This window comes from Agrobacterium tumefaciens, assembly GCF_009649785.1.
Taxonomy (GTDB): domain Bacteria; phylum Pseudomonadota; class Alphaproteobacteria; order Rhizobiales; family Rhizobiaceae; genus Agrobacterium; species Agrobacterium tumefaciens.
Map to the genome: position 1 here is coordinate 109,461 of NZ_WJOK01000005.1, position 18,063 is coordinate 127,523.

The window sequence follows — 18,063 nt, forward strand, 5'->3', positions numbered from 1 at the left end:
CCGCAATCATGGCAAAATTCGAGACGCCTATTCCTTGCCCGCACCATCCGCATGCCGGGCGAGCCGCGAAAGCAGCAAAACCACCACATGCAACAACGGCAGAGCGAGAAATACGCTGGCCAGGCCGGTATGTTCGGCAATGAAGCCGATGGCCGAGGGTGCTACCAGAATCCCGGAATAACCCATGGTGGTGACGACCGACAGGCCGATGCCGGGTGCCAATCCCGGCATGTTCCCCGCCGCCGAAAAGGCGATCGGCACCATGTTGGAAATACCGATGCCGGCAATAGCGAAGCCGATGATCACAAACGTGGAATTTCCCGCAAGACCCGCAATCAGAAGGCCCGCAATCGACATGACCGAGCAGAACCGCAGGGTATTGACCGCGCCGAACCGGTCGCGCACCAGATCGCCGGCAAAACGCATGGCCGCCATGGTCATGGAAAAGGCCGCGAATGCGAAACCGGACTGGGACACGGAAGCGCCGAGTTCATTGCGCAGATAAAGGGCACCCCAATCGAGGATCGCGCCTTCCGGAATCATCGAAAACAGCGCCATCAGACCGATAATCCACGGCAAGGGCGTCAGCGGCAAGCCACCTTTCGGACGCTCCTCCTCGGCATGCGGGCGATCCGCAAGAACGCGCGGCCACGCGACGACGAGCAAAACAAGGGCGATGACCGTCAACGCGATCGCATGCCCCTGCACGCCAATGGTCGTGATGAGATAACCGCCAAGACCGGCACCGATCAGGCCGCCCAGGCTCCAGAAAGCATGGCACGACGACATGATGGCGCGGCGCATGTCACGCTCGACCGCCACCGCATTGGCGTTCATGGCGACATCCATCGCCCCTGTCAGCCCGCCGAACAGGAAAACCGCAATCACACCTGCCCAGATCGTGTCTGCCCAGGAGATGAAAAGCAGTGTCGGCAAGAAAATAGCCGCACTCGCAAGGCTGACCGTTCGCGATCCGAAACGGGCGATCTGGGAACCGGCGATCGGCATGAAAACCAGCGAGCCGACGCCGAAAACCAGAATGATCAGGCCAAGCGCACTTTCACTGAGGGATAAGCGCGCCGCAAATTCCGGTATTTTGGGCGCCCACGATCCCATCATGAAACCGTTCATCAAAAACAGCAGGGATACACCGAGCCTGTGCCGCGTCAGATAGGACGAGCGCTTGACCGTCGGCGAAAATGTCGTGGGGCCGTTCATCGGTAATATCCTTCAGACTTGACCGTGAGAGAGTTGGACGGCGTCATCGTCGCCGAAATGAACTTGTACGCCTTTTGCCGACAGCGCCTCGACCAATGTGCGGTCGGCGTCATGTTCGAGCACCAGGGAAAGAGGCGGAGAAAAGTCGTGCACGTGAAACGCCGCCTTGAGGCCCAGCTTTTCCGTGGTGATGGCGGCAACAATCCGCTGGCTGGCGCTGCAGGCAAGCCGCTTGAACACGGCATCCTCGAAAATATCCGCCGACAGGCCGGTCTCAGCCGCAACACCGCAAACGCCAAGAATACACAGTTCGGGCCGCATCAGCTCGAGTTGCCGCAACGCCAAGGCGTCGATGGCCGCACCGACGGCCGGATCGACCTTGCCGCCGATCATGATCAAATCGATATCGGCCCGCCCCGTGAGTTCAGCGGCAATAGCAGGCGTATTCGTTACCACCGTCAATTTGAGACCGGCGGGGATAGCTCTTGCAATGGCCAGATTGGTGGAGCCGGCATCGATAAAGACGACCATGCCCGGCTCAAAAAGCGGAATTGCTGCCCGCGCCAACGAAGCCTTGCGATCGGCATCCTCGGCGATCCGTGTCTTCAGCGGCACCGTCTTGCTATCGGAAAGCAACGCCCCGCCATAGACGCGCAGACACTCCCCGCGCGCCGCCATATCCCGCAGATCCCGGCGGACCGTGTCTTCCGAAACGCCGAAATTCTGGGCCAGATCCTGTGCAAGCACGCGGCCGCTTTGCCGCAACTGTGCAAGGATGAGCGCCTGCCGCTCGCTGACAAAATGATCGCTCATCGGGACTCATGCATAAACAGGAACAAACGTGCACGAACATGCATATTTGAGTTTTAGTGAAGGTGCAACAGCAAAACGCCCGCCGGGAGGGCGGGCGTTTATAACGAAAGACAAAATATCGCGGCTAGCGATGCCGTGTGGGCATCATTCCGCGTAGGCGATCAGCAGATCCTTTGCGTCGATCTGGTCACCCGGGCGCACGAGAACCTCGGCGACCTTGCCATCGCGTTCGGCGTGAAGCGCGGTTTCCATCTTCATGGCCTCGATGGAGAGCAGCACGTCGCCGGCCTTGACCTCCTGACCCTGATTGATGAAGACGCGGCTGATGACACCCGGCATCGGCGCACCAATATGTGTGCCATTGCCGAGTTCCGCTTTGCGGCGCACCGCAGAGCCGGATGCGCCATGAGCGCGATCCGGCACCTTGATGCGGCGCGGCTGGCCGTTGATCTCGAAGAACACCGTCACCATGCCCTTATCGTCAGTGCCGGAAGAGGCTTGATTGACGATGACCAGCGTTTTGCCGCGCTCGATATCGGCAAACAGCTCTTCACCGTCCTCCATGCCATAGAAATACGCATGGGTGGGAAGCACGGATACCGGACCGTAGGTCTCGGATGTCAGCGCGAAATCGGTAAACACCTTCGGATACATCAGATAGGATGCGAATTCGAAGTCGTTCACGGAACGCTCGAGTTTGGTCTCGATCGCCTTTCTCTCCGCATCGAGATCGGCATCCGGCAGCAAAGAGCCTGGACGAACCGTATAGGGCGCGTCACCCTTCAGCGCCTTTTTCTGCAGGGCTTCCGGCCAGCCGCCTGGCGACTGTCCAAGATCGCCCTTCAGCATCGAAACCACCGAGTCCGGGAAGGACACTTCGCGATCAGGATTTTCCACGTCGGCGACCGTCAGATCCTGGCTCACCATCATCAGCGCCATATCGCCGACAACCTTGGAGGACGGCGTGACCTTGACGATATCGCCGAACATCCGGTTGGCGTCGGCATAGGCCTGCGCGACCTCGTGCCAGCGGCTCTCAAGACCGAGCGAGCGCGCCTGCTCCTTGAGATTGGTGAATTGCCCACCGGGCATTTCATGCAGATAGACTTCCGAGGCAGGGCCCTTCAGATCGCTTTCGAAAGCCGCATACTGGTTGCGCGCCGACTCCCAGTAGAACGAGATGCGGCGGATCCATTCGGTATCGAGACCCGTATCGCGTTCCGATCCGGCCAGCGCTTCCACGATGGAACCGAGGCAGGGCTGGGACGTGTTGCCCGAAAGCGCATCCATGGCGGCATCCACCGCATCCACGCCCGCATCGACGGCGGCAAGGACGGTCGCAGCCGCAATGCCGGATGTGTCATGCGTGTGGAAATGGATAGGCAGGCTGGTCGCCTCCCTCAGCGCCTTGAACAGCACCTTGGCAGCGGCAGGCTTCAGAAGTCCCGCCATATCCTTGACGGCGATGATGTGCGCGCCTGCACGCTCCAGCTCGGCGGCGAGGTTGGTATAATATTTCAGGTCGTATTTTGGACGCGCGGAATTGAGGATATCGCCCGTGTAGCAGATGGCCGCTTCGCAGAGCTTGTTCTCCTCGGCGATCGCATCCATCGATACGCGCATATTCTCCACCCAGTTCAGGCAGTCGAACACGCGGAACAGGTCGATACCGCCCTTCGCAGCCTGACGGACGAAATATTTCACGACATTGTCTGGATAGTTCTTGTACCCGACGCCGTTCGCACCGCGCAGCAGCATTTGCAGCAGCAGGTTCGGCGCACCCTCGCGGATCAGCGCCAGGCGCTCCCACGGGTCTTCCGTCAGGAAGCGCATGGAAACGTCGAAAGTGGCGCCGCCCCAGCACTCCAGAGACAGAAGCTGCGGCAAGGCCTTGGCATAGACGCTTGCGACGCCGGCAATGTCATGGGTACGCATGCGCGTGGCCAGCAGCGACTGATGGCCGTCGCGCATCGTCGTGTCCGTTACCAGCACCCGCTTTTCGTTGCGCATCCAGTCGGCAAAGCCCTTCGGCCCCAGCCGGTCGAGCAATTGCTTGGTGCCATCAGGCGTCGGCGCATCGATGTAGGGAACCACCGGCTGTGCCGCATTTGCCGGTGGCTTAACGCGGCCCTTGGTTTCCGGATGCCCGTTCACCGTCACATCGGCAAGATAGGTGAGCAGTTTCGTAGCGCGGTCCTGACGCTTGACCTGTGCAAACAGCTCCGGCGTCGAATCGATGAAGCGGGTCGTATAGGTGTTGTTGCGGAAACTCGCATGGCCAATGATGGCCTCGAGGAAGGTCAGGTTGGTCGCAACACCGCGAATTCGGAATTCGCGCAGCGCGCGGTCCATGCGGCTGATCGCTTCATCCGGCTGCGGCGCCCAGGCCGTTACCTTCACCAAAAGCGGATCGTAATAACGGGTAATGATCGCCCCCGAATAGGACGTCCCGCCATCCAGACGAATGCCGAAGCCGGACGCCGAGCGGTACGCCGTTATACGGCCGTAGTCGGGAATGAAATTGTGCTCCGGGTCTTCCGTGGTGATACGGCACTGCAGCGCATGGCCGTTGAGGCGGATATCCTCCTGTTTCGGCACACCCGATTCCGGCGTGCCGATGGCGGCCCCTTCCAGAATATGGATTTGCGCCTTGACGATATCGATGCCGGTCACGACTTCGGTGACGGTATGCTCCACCTGAATGCGCGGATTGACCTCGATGAAGTAGAATTTGCCGGTATCGACATCCATCAGATATTCGACCGTGCCGGCGCCGATATAATTGGTCGCAGCCGCGATCTTCAAGGAATAGGCGGCCAGTTCCTGACGCTGCGCTTCGCTGAGATAGGGTGCCGGCGCGCGCTCAACCACTTTTTGATTGCGGCGCTGGATCGAACAATCGCGCTCGAACAGATGCACGACATTGCCATGGGTATCACCGAGAACCTGGCTCTCGACGTGGCGGGCGCGCTCGAGCAGCTTTTCGAGATAGACCTCGTCCTTGCCGAAAGCGGCCTTCGCCTCGCGCTTGGCCTCGGTGACCTCGCGTGCCAGATCCTCCTTTTTGCGGATGGCGCGCATGCCGCGACCGCCGCCGCCCCAGGAGGCCTTCAACATCACGGGATAACCGATCTCTTCGGCCAGCCGCTCCACCTCGGCCATGTCATCCGGCAGCGGCTTGGTTGCAGGAACAACGGGAACATTGACCGAGATCGCCAGATTGCGGGCGGCAACCTTGTTGCCGAGCTGGCGCATCGTATCTGCCGTGGGTCCGATGAAGGTGATGCCAGCCTTGTTACAGGCCTCAACGAATTCGGGGCTTTCGGACAAAAGGCCGTAACCGGGATGGATCGCGTCCGCGCCGGAAAGTCTGGCCACGCGGATGACCTCCTCAATCGAGAGGTAGCTCTCGATTGGTCCCATATCCTTGGCGAGATGCGGCCCCCTGCCGACCTGATAACTTTCATCCGCCTTGAAGCGGTGCAAAGACAGCTTGTCCTCTTCCGCCCAAATGGCGACGGTTTTTATCCCCAGCTCGTTCGCTGCCCGGAAAACTCGGATCGCAATTTCGGATCGGTTGGCAACAAGTATTTTCGATATTTTCAAGACGGTCTCCCCACACGCCAAAACAGAATTTCTGCTGCACTGCGGAATTAAGCAGCAAAACCCGGTCTTGAAAAGGGCAATTCGGGAGAGAAGCGTACTGTCGTAACTAGCTCAGCAGGCCGTTGCGAAAGGCGAGTGCTACAGTATGCTGCCTGTTCTTGGCGCTGAACCGACGCTGGATTCCATTGATATACCAGTCGACCGTGTGATTGGAGATCGATAGCTGGCGTCCAATTTCGGTTGAGGTCATGCCATCAGCCATCAGCGTCAGAACTTCCATTTCCCGCCTTGTAAGTTCAAGAGCGGAAACATTCGGCGCGTTGTTGAGGTTATGGACCTGGCCTGAAAGATCGAGCAGACGCCAGAACACCGCGCGCGTGGCCGCATCCAGCAGCTCAACGTGCAACGAAGGCAATTGCCGGTCCTCGCCGCCAAGGAACACCGCGCCGATGAATCCCGCGCGCCCGTGCACCGGAAAGGCATACCCACCCTGCAGACCGTAACGGCCGGCATCGTGAAAAAACACATTCGCCCTTTTTCGATGCATCGCGCGGGGCAGGCCCTCAAGCGCCTCTTTCCACTGAAACGGCTTGTGCACCATGCCGATCACCTTACGGACGGGATCGACGAGATTATATTTCTTGGCGCGGTAGACCTCGATCCACCCTTCCGGGAGATGTTGTGCGAGAATCTGGCCGGTGGAAGCAAGCTCCCCGGTCATCCGCCGGCTGACGAGGAAATATTCGAAACCATATTCGCGAATAAGTGTTACAAATTCGGAGCGAACACGATCAGCGTTTCCCGCCTGGTAGCACGCAGAGATGAAGTGAAGAATATCATGCATAAAGACACATGCCCGGAGCTTGGCTGGAAGGGATGACATGAAGGACATGGTCCCGCGAGGACGTCATGTTACTCGGGCGCCGGTCGGTTCAGACTGAACATATCGTCGTTAGCAATCCCTGAAACGAACATGCAAAATCTTGTGACGGCGTCCCCTAGAAACATCGGGTTCAGTTTTTTTTCGGTTCGCACGCGTGCTCGGTTTGTTAAGCCGCCATTCAGACTGAAAGAGCGATAATTACACAAATTTCGCCGTCTCATGCAACCTTGCTAAAACAGCATTGTATTGAGACCGAACAATCAACCGCTCGAAACCGACGCTGGACTGGATTGAAAATTTGACTTTGTTTCAGGTTTACACACGCGCCCTGCGCTATCTGACCGTACATAAATGGCGGGTGTTGATCGTTGTCATCGCCAACATCATTCTTGCAGCGATCACCATTGCCGAACCCGTGCTGTTTGGACGGATCATCGACGCCATCTCCTCCGGCTCCGATGTCACGTCCATCCTCATCCTGTGGGCGGGTTTCGGCGTCTTCAACACCGTGGCTTATGTCGCTGTCGCCCGCGAGGCCGACCGGCTGGCCCATGGTCGCCGCGCGACCCTGCTGACGGAAGCCTTCGGCCGGATCATCTCCATGCCGCTCTCCTGGCACCATCTGCGAGGCACCTCGAACGCGCTGCATACGCTTCTGCGCGCCAGCGAGACGCTGTTCGGCCTTTGGCTCGAATTCATGCGCACGCATCTGGCGACTTTCGTCGCGCTCGTACTGCTTATTCCGACAGCCATTGCCATGGACCTGCGCCTCAGCTTCGTCCTGATCGGTCTTGGCATCGTCTACTGGTTCATTGGCAAGTGGGTGATGGGCCGCACCAAGGATGGCCAGGCTTCGGTCGAGGAGCATTATCACAGCGTTTTTGCCCATGTCAGCGATTCCATCAGCAACGTGTCCGTCCTGCACAGCTACAACCGCATCGAGGCTGAAACGAAGGCGCTGAAATCCTTCACCGAAAAACTGCTGAGCGCCCAATATCCGGTGCTCGACTGGTGGGCCTTCGCAAGTGCCTTGAACCGCACTGCCTCCACCGTTTCGATGATGATCATCCTCGTCATCGGCACCGTGCTGGTGAAGAACGGCGAATTGCGCGTCGGTGACGTGATTGCCTTCATCGGTTTCGCCAATCTTCTCATCGGCCGTCTCGATCAGATGCGTCAGTTCGTGACCCAGATTTTCGAGGCGCGCGCAAAGCTCGAGGATTTCTTCGTGCTGGAGGATTCCGTCAAGGAACGGGAAGAACCGGGCGACGCCCGCGAATTGTCCAATGTCTCCGGCACCGTGGAGTTCCGCAACGTCAATTTCGGTTTCGCCAACACCAAGCAGGGCGTCCACGACATCTCGTTTACGGCCAAGGCCGGCCAGACGATTGCCATCGTCGGACCGACGGGCGCGGGCAAGACCACGCTCATCAATCTTCTGCAGCGTGTCTATGATCCGGATTCAGGCCAGATTCTGATCGATGGAACCGACATCTCGACGGTGACGAAGAACTCGCTCAGAAACTCCATCGCCACGGTGTTCCAGGATGCCGGCCTTCTGAACCGCTCCATCCGCGAAAACATCCGCCTTGGTCGCGAATCTGCTACCGACGCGGAGGTCGTGGAAGCAGCAGCAGCTGCTGCTGCGACGGATTTCATCGACAGCCGTATCACCGGCTACCTGACCCAGGTGGGTGAACGCGGCAACCGCCTGTCCGGTGGCGAGCGCCAGCGTATCGCCATTGCGCGTGCTATCCTGAAGAACGCTCCCATCCTGGTCCTTGACGAGGCAACCAGCGCGCTGGACGTGGAAACGGAAGCTCGGGTTAAGGCCGCCGTGGACGCGCTGAGAATGAACCGCACGACCTTCATCATCGCCCACCGCCTTTCCACGGTGCGCGATGCCGATCAGGTGCTGTTCCTCGATCAGGGCCGTATCATTGAAAAGGGCACGTTCGACGAGCTCAGCCAGCGTGGCGGACGCTTCACCTCGCTGCTGCGCACCAGCGGCCTGCTGACAGAGGACGAGGGCCAGCCCCGGCCTAAAGCCATCGCCTCCTGACACTCTGGCTTACGGAATATAATAAGGGCGGGCACCGTGGTGTCCGCCCTTTTTCTTTGTCCTTTCTCCAAAGTCTGCGAAGCAGCAGACATGTGCCTTGATAATGCAGGAAAGGGCCAAGCCTTAGCCTTAGCCATCAGCATTCAGCGATCCAACAGCGCAGAAACATGGCTCTGTAAAACTGCTCTGCCTGCGTGCCACGTCGAGAGGAGCACGGCTTACATTCTCGTTGGCGCTTGCAAGACCTTCGCGAGGCTGTGTCATTTCTCTCATGAGATGATGCTGGAGATACCCGCCAGGACAAAGCTGTTACCGCGCCTCCGTGCAGACAAACAATACCAGGGCAGCCACAATAAAAATTAAGGCCCCTGCGTCACCGCAGGAGCCTGATTTTAAAAGCAAACGTAGAGCCGGTCGTATCAGTCGAACGGGATCACCCGATCGTCAGCCGACAGGGGCTTGCCGTCAACGGACACGGAGACCTCCGCCGTGCCGGCCTTACGGCTGACGACGATGTCCTTTGCTTTACCGTCCAGCGTGATCTTCACCGAGAAGCCGCTCCAGTCTTCGGGCAGCGACGGCGCGATGTGAAGCTTGCCTTCGGTTCGGGTGATACCGAGAATGCCCTCGATCGCGGCGCGATAGAGCCAGCCGGCGGAACCCGTGTACCAGCTCCAGCCGCCGCGACCCGCATAAGCGCCCTCACCATAGACATCGGCGGTCACCACATAGGGTTCGACCCGATAGGTTTCGGACGATGCCGCGTCGAGCGCATGGTTGACGGGGTTGAGCAGCTTGAAGCAGTTCCACGCCTCCTGCGCACGCCCCTGCTTGGCAAGGGCAAGCACTACCCAGGTCGCCGCGTGGGTATATTGTCCGCCGTTTTCGCGCACACCCGGCGGATATCCCTTGATATAACCCGGGTCATGCGGCGCCCGCGAGAATGGCGGGGTGAACAGACGGATGATACCGGCCTTTTCATCGACCAGATGCTCAATGACGGCGTCCATCGCCTGCCGTGACCGGCCTTCCTCACCCTCGCCGGAAAGAACGCTCCAGCTCTGGCCAAGTGAATCGATCTGGCATTCCTCGCTGGTGGCGGAACCGAGCGGCGTGCCGTCATCGAAATAACCGCGACGGTAATAGCTGCCGTCCCAACCCGCAGTTTCGAGAGCATTGCGAAGCTTTTCGCGATGCGCCGACCACCTGCCGACACGGTCTGTATCACCGCGCTTTTCGGCGATCGCGATGAAGTCGCGAAGCGCTCCGGCCAGGAACCAGCCAAGCCAGACACTGGTGCCCTTGCCGCCGATGCCGACACGGTTCATGCCGTCGTTCCAGTCACCGCCGATAATCAGCGGCAGACCGTTTTCGCCGGTGCGATGGATCGCGAGATCAAGCGCCAGAGCCGCGTGTTCGTAGAGGCTAGCGGATTTGTCGCTCGTCTCCGGCTGGAAGAAGGCATCGTGCTGCCCCGGCATCAATGCCGGTCCCTTGATGAAGGGGATGCTTTCATCAAGGATGGCCGCATCGCCCGTAGCCGAGACATACTGGTTGATCGCATAAGCGAGCCAGACCACGTCATCAGAGATCGTCGTGCGGACACCTGCACCGGTCAAAGGCAGCCACCAATGCTGGACGTCGCCTTCAGCAAACTGGCGGCCTGCCGCACGCAGGATCTGCTTGCGAGCGAGATCCGGCTGGTAGAGCAGGAATGCCAGCGTGTCCTGAAGCTGGTCACGGAAGCCGAAGGCGCCGCTCGACTGATAGAAGGCCGTGCGCGCCAGGATGCGGCACGCCAGCGCCTGATAGGGCAACCAGCTATTGACCATGTGGTTGAAGCCGGCATCGGGCGTGGTAACCTGCAACTGGCCGGTAAAGCCAGTCCAGAACGCCTTGCTGCCCTCCAGCACCGACTGGAAATCCGCCGCACGGACTTGTTCGACCAGCGTTGCCGCCTCCTCCGCATTGTCGGCATCGCCGAGAATGAAGGTCATATGCCGTTCTTCACCGGGCTTCAGGTGGATTTCCTGCATCAAGGCGGCGCAGGGATCGCCGTCCACCTCGGTGCTGCCACTGAGTGCCGCACCGGACACAATGCCCTGCGGAGCCTGTGCAGAACCGAAGCGGCCGATGAATTCACGGCGGCTGGTGGTGAAGCCGCTTGCCTCGCTGTCGAGCGTCAGGAAGGCAGTGCGGGTGCTATAGTCGATGCTGTAAGGGTTGGAAGCAAAAATCGCATTGCTGCCGGCATCGTGCCTGCTCAGGATGAACGGCGCAGATTTCTGGCCATTATTGCCCAGCACCCATTCCACATAAGCATAGACCTTCAGGCGGCGGCTTTTCGAACCCTTGTTGCGTACGATGAGCTGCGAGAACTTGACCGGCTTTTCACGGTCTACCGTCTGCGTCACCTCAACTTCAAGCTTATCCGTCTTGCCGGTCATTACGGAGTAACCGAGACCGTGACGGGTTTCGAACAGGGCTTCCGGATCACGCGAAAGGGCAGCACAGGGCGTATAGAGCTTTCCTGTTTCCACATCGGCAACATAGAAGGCCTCGCCCGGCCGGTTGATGACCGGATCGTTGCTCCAGGGTGTCAGCTGATAGTCACGGGAATTGCGGCTCCAGGTGAAACCAGCGCCTTCCGCCGACACATGGAAGCCGAAACTTTCGTTCGAGATGACGTTGATCCAAGGATGCGGCGTGGATTGCCCACCATGCAGGCGCACGACATATTCCTCTCCGCTTTTGGCGAAACCACCAAAACCGTTCCAGAAATCGAGATCGCCCGCATCCTCGACAGCCTCAGCGACGGGGAACGCAGGCACCGGCAGGCGAGCCTGCGCGGCCTCAGTCGCGCCGTCAGGACCGCGATGCGCCGCAAAAAGCGACACGGCGCGGTTGATCTGGTCGACAATCTTGCCATTCCTCACATGCAGCACGACACGGGAGGCCGCCAGAAGCGCGCTCCAGGTCTCTTCGTCCATCAAGTCGCGGCGAACGGAGAACACATGCGGCCTACCACCATCGGCGGGATTGATTCGACGCTGTGCCTCGGAAATATGATCCAGCGCATGCTGCATATCCTGTGCATACGACGCGGCCCGTTCGTTGACGATGACGAGATCGAAGATCACGCCGCGCGAACGCAGATATTCGTGGGCGCTGAGCGCCTCACGGGCAATATCCATGTCCATATCGTCGTTGATACGCAGGCTGAAGATCGGAAAATCGCCCGAAATGGCAAGCGGCCAGAGCGCCCGCTGCGAAGCGAGGCCCGTTTTCAGCGTTTCCGAATCCGCGCGCAGATGCATGTCCGGATAGGTCAGATAACGGCCGAGATGCTGGAAAGCGGCGGCCTGCTGCGAAGTGACACCCACATGGCGCATCTGCACCTGCGTGCGCGTCCATGCATGCACGAGTTCATGGGCAAATGCGTCCGGATGGCGATAACGGTCGATCGCCTTGTCGACTTCCTCGCGGCTCGGCGCGGCAATCGTCCAGAAAATCACGCTCACCTTCTTGCCGGCCGGTACGCGCACAGTGCGGCGCAACGACAGGATTGGATCGAGCGTGAAGCCATCGGTGTTGGAAAGCGTGGCACCGGTATCGAATGCAGCCGCTTCACCGAGCGATCTGCCGCGGCCGATGAACTTGGCACGGTCCGTCTCAAACTCCGTCGGGCGCGATGGGCCGGCGTTATCGGCAGCAAGATGCGCGATGATCGTTCCGGGCTCATTCGGGCTGCGGCGGTTACGCCAGGCGCGGATGACATCGCCGCGCCGGCCGATCTCCGTCTGCACGAACATGCGCGAGAACAGCGGATGGGCGTTGTCGTCGTCTTCCGACGCAATGACCGGCTCCATATAGGAGGTCACTTCAATGTAACGATCCTCGGAACCGACATTGAGCAGCGTGACGCGGCGGCCATCGGCATCGTGCTCGGTGGCGACGATGCATTCAACGACGCTCTGCAGATCGCCGACATTCTTGTGGAATTCGGCCTTGTCGTCGGTGAAGATCGTCTTTGTCTTTTCGCCTTCGATGACACGCGGCTCAGCCGTCGCACTCCACCATTGTCCATTGGTGGTATCGCGCAGGAAGATGAAGGTTCCCCAACGATCTTCGGTCGGGTCGGCCTTCCAGCGGGAAATCGCCTGACCGTTCCATTTCGAATATCCAGCACCCGTTGAGGTGAGCATCGTCGAATAATGGCCGTTCGACAGGAACACCACTTCGCGGTCGCGCACGGCCGGGTCGGCGATGGAGCGCACTTCCGCACGCAGCAGGTCTGCCTGTTCCTTGCCGGGGGTTTCCGGCTCGTATTTGGCGCTCATGACAGGCACTTCGCGCGGTGCCTTTTCCTGCAACAGGAGTTCGGCCGCCTCGATTACCGGGTCGGAATGGAAGAGTTCGCGCAACACACCGTCAAAGGCGACGTTGGCGACAGCCGCGATCGACATGCCGTGGTGGTGGGCATAATAGTTGTAGACCACCGCGCAGACCTTGCCGTCAGGCACACGTGTCGGCGTGAAATCCACGGCATCATGGAAGCCGTACTGTCCAAGCGCGCCAAGCTTGCGCAGCTTGTCGAGGTTTTCCAGCGCACCGTCAGGATCGTACTGGCTTGCGAGGATCGACGCATAGGGTGCGATGACAGCATTCTGGCCGAGACCGCGCTTGAGGCCAAGCGTCGGCACACCGAAATTGGTGTACTGGTAGTTCATGTTGTGATCGCGGGCGTTGAACGCCGCTTCGGAAATGCCCCATGGCGTGCCGAGACGGCGGCCGTGGTTCATCTGTTCCTTGACGATCAGATTGTTGGTCTGGTTGAGAATGCCACCCTGACGCTCCTGCATGACGAGCGGAGGCATCAGATATTCGAACATCGAACCCGACCAGGAGACCAACGCGCCCTGCGCACCGATCGGCACGACCTGGCGGCCGAGACGGTACCAGTGCTCGGTCGGCAGATCGCCCTTGGCGATGGCAAACAGGCTGGTCAGGCGGCATTCGGACGCCAGAAGGTCGTAGCAGGCCTCGTCCAGTTCCTTGCTTTCGACGCGGTAGCCGATCGACAGAAGACGGCGATCCTTGCGATAAAGGAACGTGAAATCCATCGAGAAAGCGAGGTTGCGGCTGCGGTCACGCAGCGATGCAAGACGCTGGCGTAGCGGCTCCATATTGGTGAGGTCGATGGCGCTGTCTGAAATATGCGCCTCGCAGCAATCCACGAGCAATTGTGCCCAGCGTGTCACTTCCGCGCTCTGCGCAGACTTCACTTCGTGATCGACATTGGTAGCGAGCTTCTGGATGTCGCGCGCGAGTACCGCAAGATTGATGACGCGGATCGATGCGAATTCATGCTCGCGCTTGACCGAGGCAAGAGCGTTCGAAAAACCGATGATGCGTTCTTCAAGGCGGCGATGCAGCGGACGCAGGTTCTTGCGGTCGTCAGGCAGCGCTTTCAGCGTTTCGCGCAGAATACCGGCGAGATCGCCGATACCGTCGAGATTACCCTGAAGATGCGCGGAAGGCGCTTCTGCCCACTGGCGGCAGGCAGACGAAACCGCAATCAGGTGACCGGCGAGATTACCGCTGTCCACCGCCGAAACGTAACGGGGACCAAGCGTCTGCAGCGTGTCCGTATGGTACCAGTTGTAGAGATGGCCGCGATGTTTCTCCATCTTCTCTACGGTCTGGATCGTGTTCTCGATCCGCTCCAGCGTATCGGCAAAGCTGATCCAGCCAAACTGGCGCGCCGAAATGATGGAAAGCAGGTAAACGCCAATATTGGTAGGCGATGTACGCGAGGCAACAATCGGCTCCGGCGTTTCCTGGAAGTTGTCCGGCGGCAGGTGGTTTTCCTGCGGCGTCACGAAGGCTTCGTAATAACGCCACGTGCGACGCGCGATCTTGCGAAGCTCGAAAGAGACGTGTTCCGAAACGAACAGCCGGTCTTCGGTTTCCGCCGACTGGCTGACATACCAGGCAACGGCGGGAGACAGAACCCAGAGCAATGTGAAGGGAATGCCGATCAGGAAGGCGTTGTCACCGGGCAGCGCCGCAAACAACAGGCCGAGCATGGCCACAACAGGCGCATGCCACATCTGGCGGAAATAATAGGTGATGCCGCCCTGGGCGCTAGACTGCATGCTGGCGGCGGTGCGCCATTCCAGCATCAGCTTGTGGCTGACGAGCAGACGGTAGAGCGAACGGACAATTGCATCCGTCATCATGCAGGCAGAATCGGCAATGAAGACGATACGCAGCGCAACCTGCGCATTGGTGGCGCGGATTTCCGACCAGATGGTGTGGAAATGCGCCTGAGGCACGATATCAGTGGAGCGCGGCACGAGGCCGGAAAGCAGCGAGAGCGTCGGAGCGACGAACAGCGAGAAGATCAGCAGGATCTGCCAGATCAGCGCACCGAGCGGGTCCATGAAATACCAGCCGAGGATCGAGGCGAAGAACCATGCAATCGGCGTCAGCGAACGGCGAAGGTTATCGACCATCTTCCACCGGCCGATCGCGGTAACACCACGGGCGCGGTCGAGAATATAGGGAAGCAGCTGCCAGTCGCCACGCGCCCAGCGATGCTGGCGCGAGACTTCCACCTCGTAGCGGGTCGGGAAATCCTCGACCAGTTCCACATCGGTCACCAGCGCGCAGCGCGCAAAGGATCCTTCGAGCAAATCGTGGCTGAGGATGGAGTTTTCCTCGATCCGGCCCTTAAGCGCCGCCTCGAAGGCATCCACGTCGTAAAGACCCTTGCCGGTGAAGGTGCCTTCGGAGGTCAGGTCCTGATAAACGTCGGAAACGGTGAAGACGTAAGGGTCGATACCGCGATTGATCGAGAAGACACGCTGGAAGACGGAGGCATCCTTGCCCGTCGTCAGCGAAGGCGTAACGCGCGGCTGCAACAGGCCATAACCTTCAACCACACGTCCCGAGACCGGATCGATGACGGGGCGGTTGATCGGGTGATGCATCTTGCCGACGAGCTTGGTCACCGCATCGCGCATCAGGCGCGTATCGGCATCAAGCGTCATGACGTATTTGACATCGGCCGGCACAATATTGGCGCCACCGAGGAATGTCGTGTCCTTGTCGCCGCGCAGCAGCATGTTCAGTTCATGCAGCTTGCCACGCTTGCGCTCCCAGCCCATCCAGCAGCCTTCGGACGGGTTGTAGATGCGGCGGCGGTGCAGCAGGTAGAAACGCGTCTTGCCATCGAAGGCATAACGGCTGTTCAGCGCCGCCAGTTCGCGCTTGGCATATTCGAGAATCTCGAGATCGTCGCCGGACTGCTCATATTGGGCATCGCGCCAGTCGCTGACCAGCGCGAAATAAATCTCGCCATGCGGATTGGCGAGATAATGCACCTCGATATTGCGCATCATCTCGTCGACGCTGTCGCGGCTGGTCAACATGCAGGGCACGGCAACAAGCGTGCGGGCGTCCTGTGGAATACCGTTCTTGAACTCGTATCCGACCAACCGGAACGGCTTCACGAAGAAAGTGACGAGCGTGTTGAACAAACCGGTCGCGCCTTCCGAAGCAGGCAATGCAAACATCAAGAGGAATGCGGTCACCACATACCAGGGCATGCCCGCTTCGGCCAGGAACCAGCCGACGGCAAGCATGACGAGCGCGGTGATGAGAAACACTGGCGCCGCAATTGCGAGCCAGTTGAACTTGCGCATAGACCGGACGATATGCTGCGAGACCAGCGGCCTGTAAGCGAGCACCTTTTCAAGCTCGAACCGGCGCTCGCCGACGAGTACGGAGCCGACATTGACGCGATGGTTTTCAGACACCTCGGCAGGCTCGCCGGATCTCGCCATTTCCACGGCGGCACGCGCGACCTCTACCTCTGTCTTGGGGGAGCGACGCGCCAGAAGCTCGATCGTGTTGCGATAGGTGTTGCGCGAACCGAAATCGAGAATCTCGTAATCGGTTTCCTCGCGCAGGACCTTGTCGATATGGCTGACTTCCTCGAACCACACCGACCATTCGGTATCGTCGATTTCCCTCAGGCTCTTGACGATATTGCCCATCGTCACATTGCCAGAGGCCAGCCGGTTGTGTTCCGACATCATGACGTTTTCAGCGTCGGTGCCCGCAGCATGCAGGCGTTCTTCAAGCCAGGCCACCGCAAAACCCGAAGTCTGCGAGCCGTTTCTGAGGCGATAGAGGAACTGCGTCGCAAAGGTCGGGTCATCGACCAGCGAATCGACCTGCTTGAGAAGTGCCGCGGAGGCTTCCGCATCGTTCAGGCGAATGATTTCGTCGACGACTTCATTCGCCTTCTGGCGCATGCGGCGCGAGCGTTCCACGCGAATGGAAATGCGGCGAAGATTTTCGATGAGGACAAAACGGATGATGGAGGGCAGCGCCCACAATTCGCCGATCTGCAGCGTCTTCGACGTCTGGTAGCCATCCACCAGCGCCGTCATATTCTCGCGCGAGACCGTGCTGTGGGTATGGGCGACATAAAGCCAGCCGAGCGCCATGACCCGCGGGATCGTCACGCCGCCCACCGTCATTGTCGGCAGCTGGCGATAGAACTTGCGCGGGAAATCGCGGCGGACTTCCTGGATCGCCTCTTCGATGACGTAGTGGTTGTCGAGCAGCCATTCCGCCGCCGGCGTTATCGTCGCGCCATTTTCCGCGTCGACGGCCGTTGTGCGGTAGACCCGCAGGATTTCCTTCTCGTTCTCACGGTGGCGCTCGAAGAAGTCGAACTCCATGAAGCCGGGAAGGGTATCGGCACCGTCGCGCGAAAGCGCGGCACCGGCATCATGCAGTTCCTCGACCGTCATATAGGACGCGCGGATCGAATCATTGTGATCGATCTGCTTCGTCTCGGAATCACGGGCGGCGGCGGTCGGGGTAATATGAAATGACATCGGCTCGTATTCTGAACTTTATGGAGAATTGTTCGACTTGACCGGCGTTTCGTCCGTGGCGGGAATACGCACGAAATCGGGCCACGCTATATTTATGACTTATCCTGAACCTTCGGTGAACCGGATCAGACGTTGTGTGCAACGCATCGTCAAACGGCGAATATCCGCAAGCACGGCGTTTTGCTGCGCGATCCCTCCGACCATGCAAAGCCGGGGATCTCTGCGGAGAATGGATTTTCGACGACAGGAAAATTTCGCCCTATGGCCCGGCAATGCCGTTCCAACCGGATTTCGCACCTTCCCCCACGGCGAAAATTGTTCGCGCAACGTCAGATAGTCCCCCTTTGACACCTGAAGGGCAACGCGAGGCCGAGAAGGCCTGCGCCACATCCGAAACGCTAATGCCCCAGGACGTCTATAGTTCCATGCCACCTGTCGCGATACGATGCAAGCGATGAATTTCAAGGCATTCCGGCTCCGGGAACGCCCCTTACATGCCCGCGTATATGCTGCTATGAAATTTGCAAAAAGCGCTGGAAAAAAGCGGCGTAACCAGGGACTTCGAA

The 18,063-nt window shown here is 59.4% G+C and carries 6 protein-coding genes; 1 reads left to right on the forward strand and 5 read right to left on the reverse strand.

All coding sequences use genetic code 11. The features are described 5' to 3' along the window. Positions 1–27: 27 nt before the first annotated feature. From GH784_RS07185 to GH784_RS07200, 4 genes are all read right to left on the reverse strand, one after another. A complete protein-coding gene (locus GH784_RS07185; protein WP_065705140.1) occupies positions 28–1,218 on the reverse strand; it encodes an MFS transporter in 1,191 nt (396 codons plus the stop codon). A gap of 12 nt (positions 1,219–1,230) precedes the next feature. Continuing rightward, the gene (locus GH784_RS07190) at positions 1,231–2,031 is read right to left on the reverse strand and encodes a DeoR/GlpR family DNA-binding transcription regulator (protein WP_065705138.1); all 801 of its coding nucleotides are present in this window, start codon (positions 2,029–2,031) and stop codon (positions 1,231–1,233) included. A gap of 144 nt (positions 2,032–2,175) precedes the next feature. Further along, positions 2,176–5,637 carry a pyruvate carboxylase gene (gene pyc, locus GH784_RS07195; protein WP_038492474.1) on the reverse strand — a complete coding sequence of 1,154 codons (3,462 nt, stop codon included), beginning with the start codon at positions 5,635–5,637 and terminating at the stop codon, positions 2,176–2,178. Between the two features lie 106 nt (positions 5,638–5,743). Beyond that, positions 5,744–6,481 carry a LuxR family transcriptional regulator gene (locus GH784_RS07200; RefSeq protein WP_003516548.1) on the reverse strand — a complete coding sequence of 246 codons (738 nt, stop codon included), beginning with the start codon at positions 6,479–6,481 and terminating at the stop codon, positions 5,744–5,746. A 337-nt stretch (positions 6,482–6,818) separates the two neighbouring features. Between GH784_RS07200 and GH784_RS07205 the strand changes: the two genes are divergently transcribed. Continuing rightward, positions 6,819–8,582, forward strand: a complete 1,764-nt coding sequence (locus GH784_RS07205) for a glucan ABC transporter ATP-binding protein/ permease (RefSeq protein WP_013636948.1) — start codon at positions 6,819–6,821, stop codon at positions 8,580–8,582. Between the two features lie 419 nt (positions 8,583–9,001). On the opposite strand, the gene GH784_RS07210 is transcribed toward GH784_RS07205, so the two are convergent. Continuing rightward, entirely contained in the window at positions 9,002–17,497 is an 8,496-nt protein-coding gene (locus GH784_RS07210; RefSeq protein WP_153793302.1) for a GH36-type glycosyl hydrolase domain-containing protein, read from the reverse strand. Between the last annotated feature and the right edge of the window lie 566 nt (positions 17,498–18,063).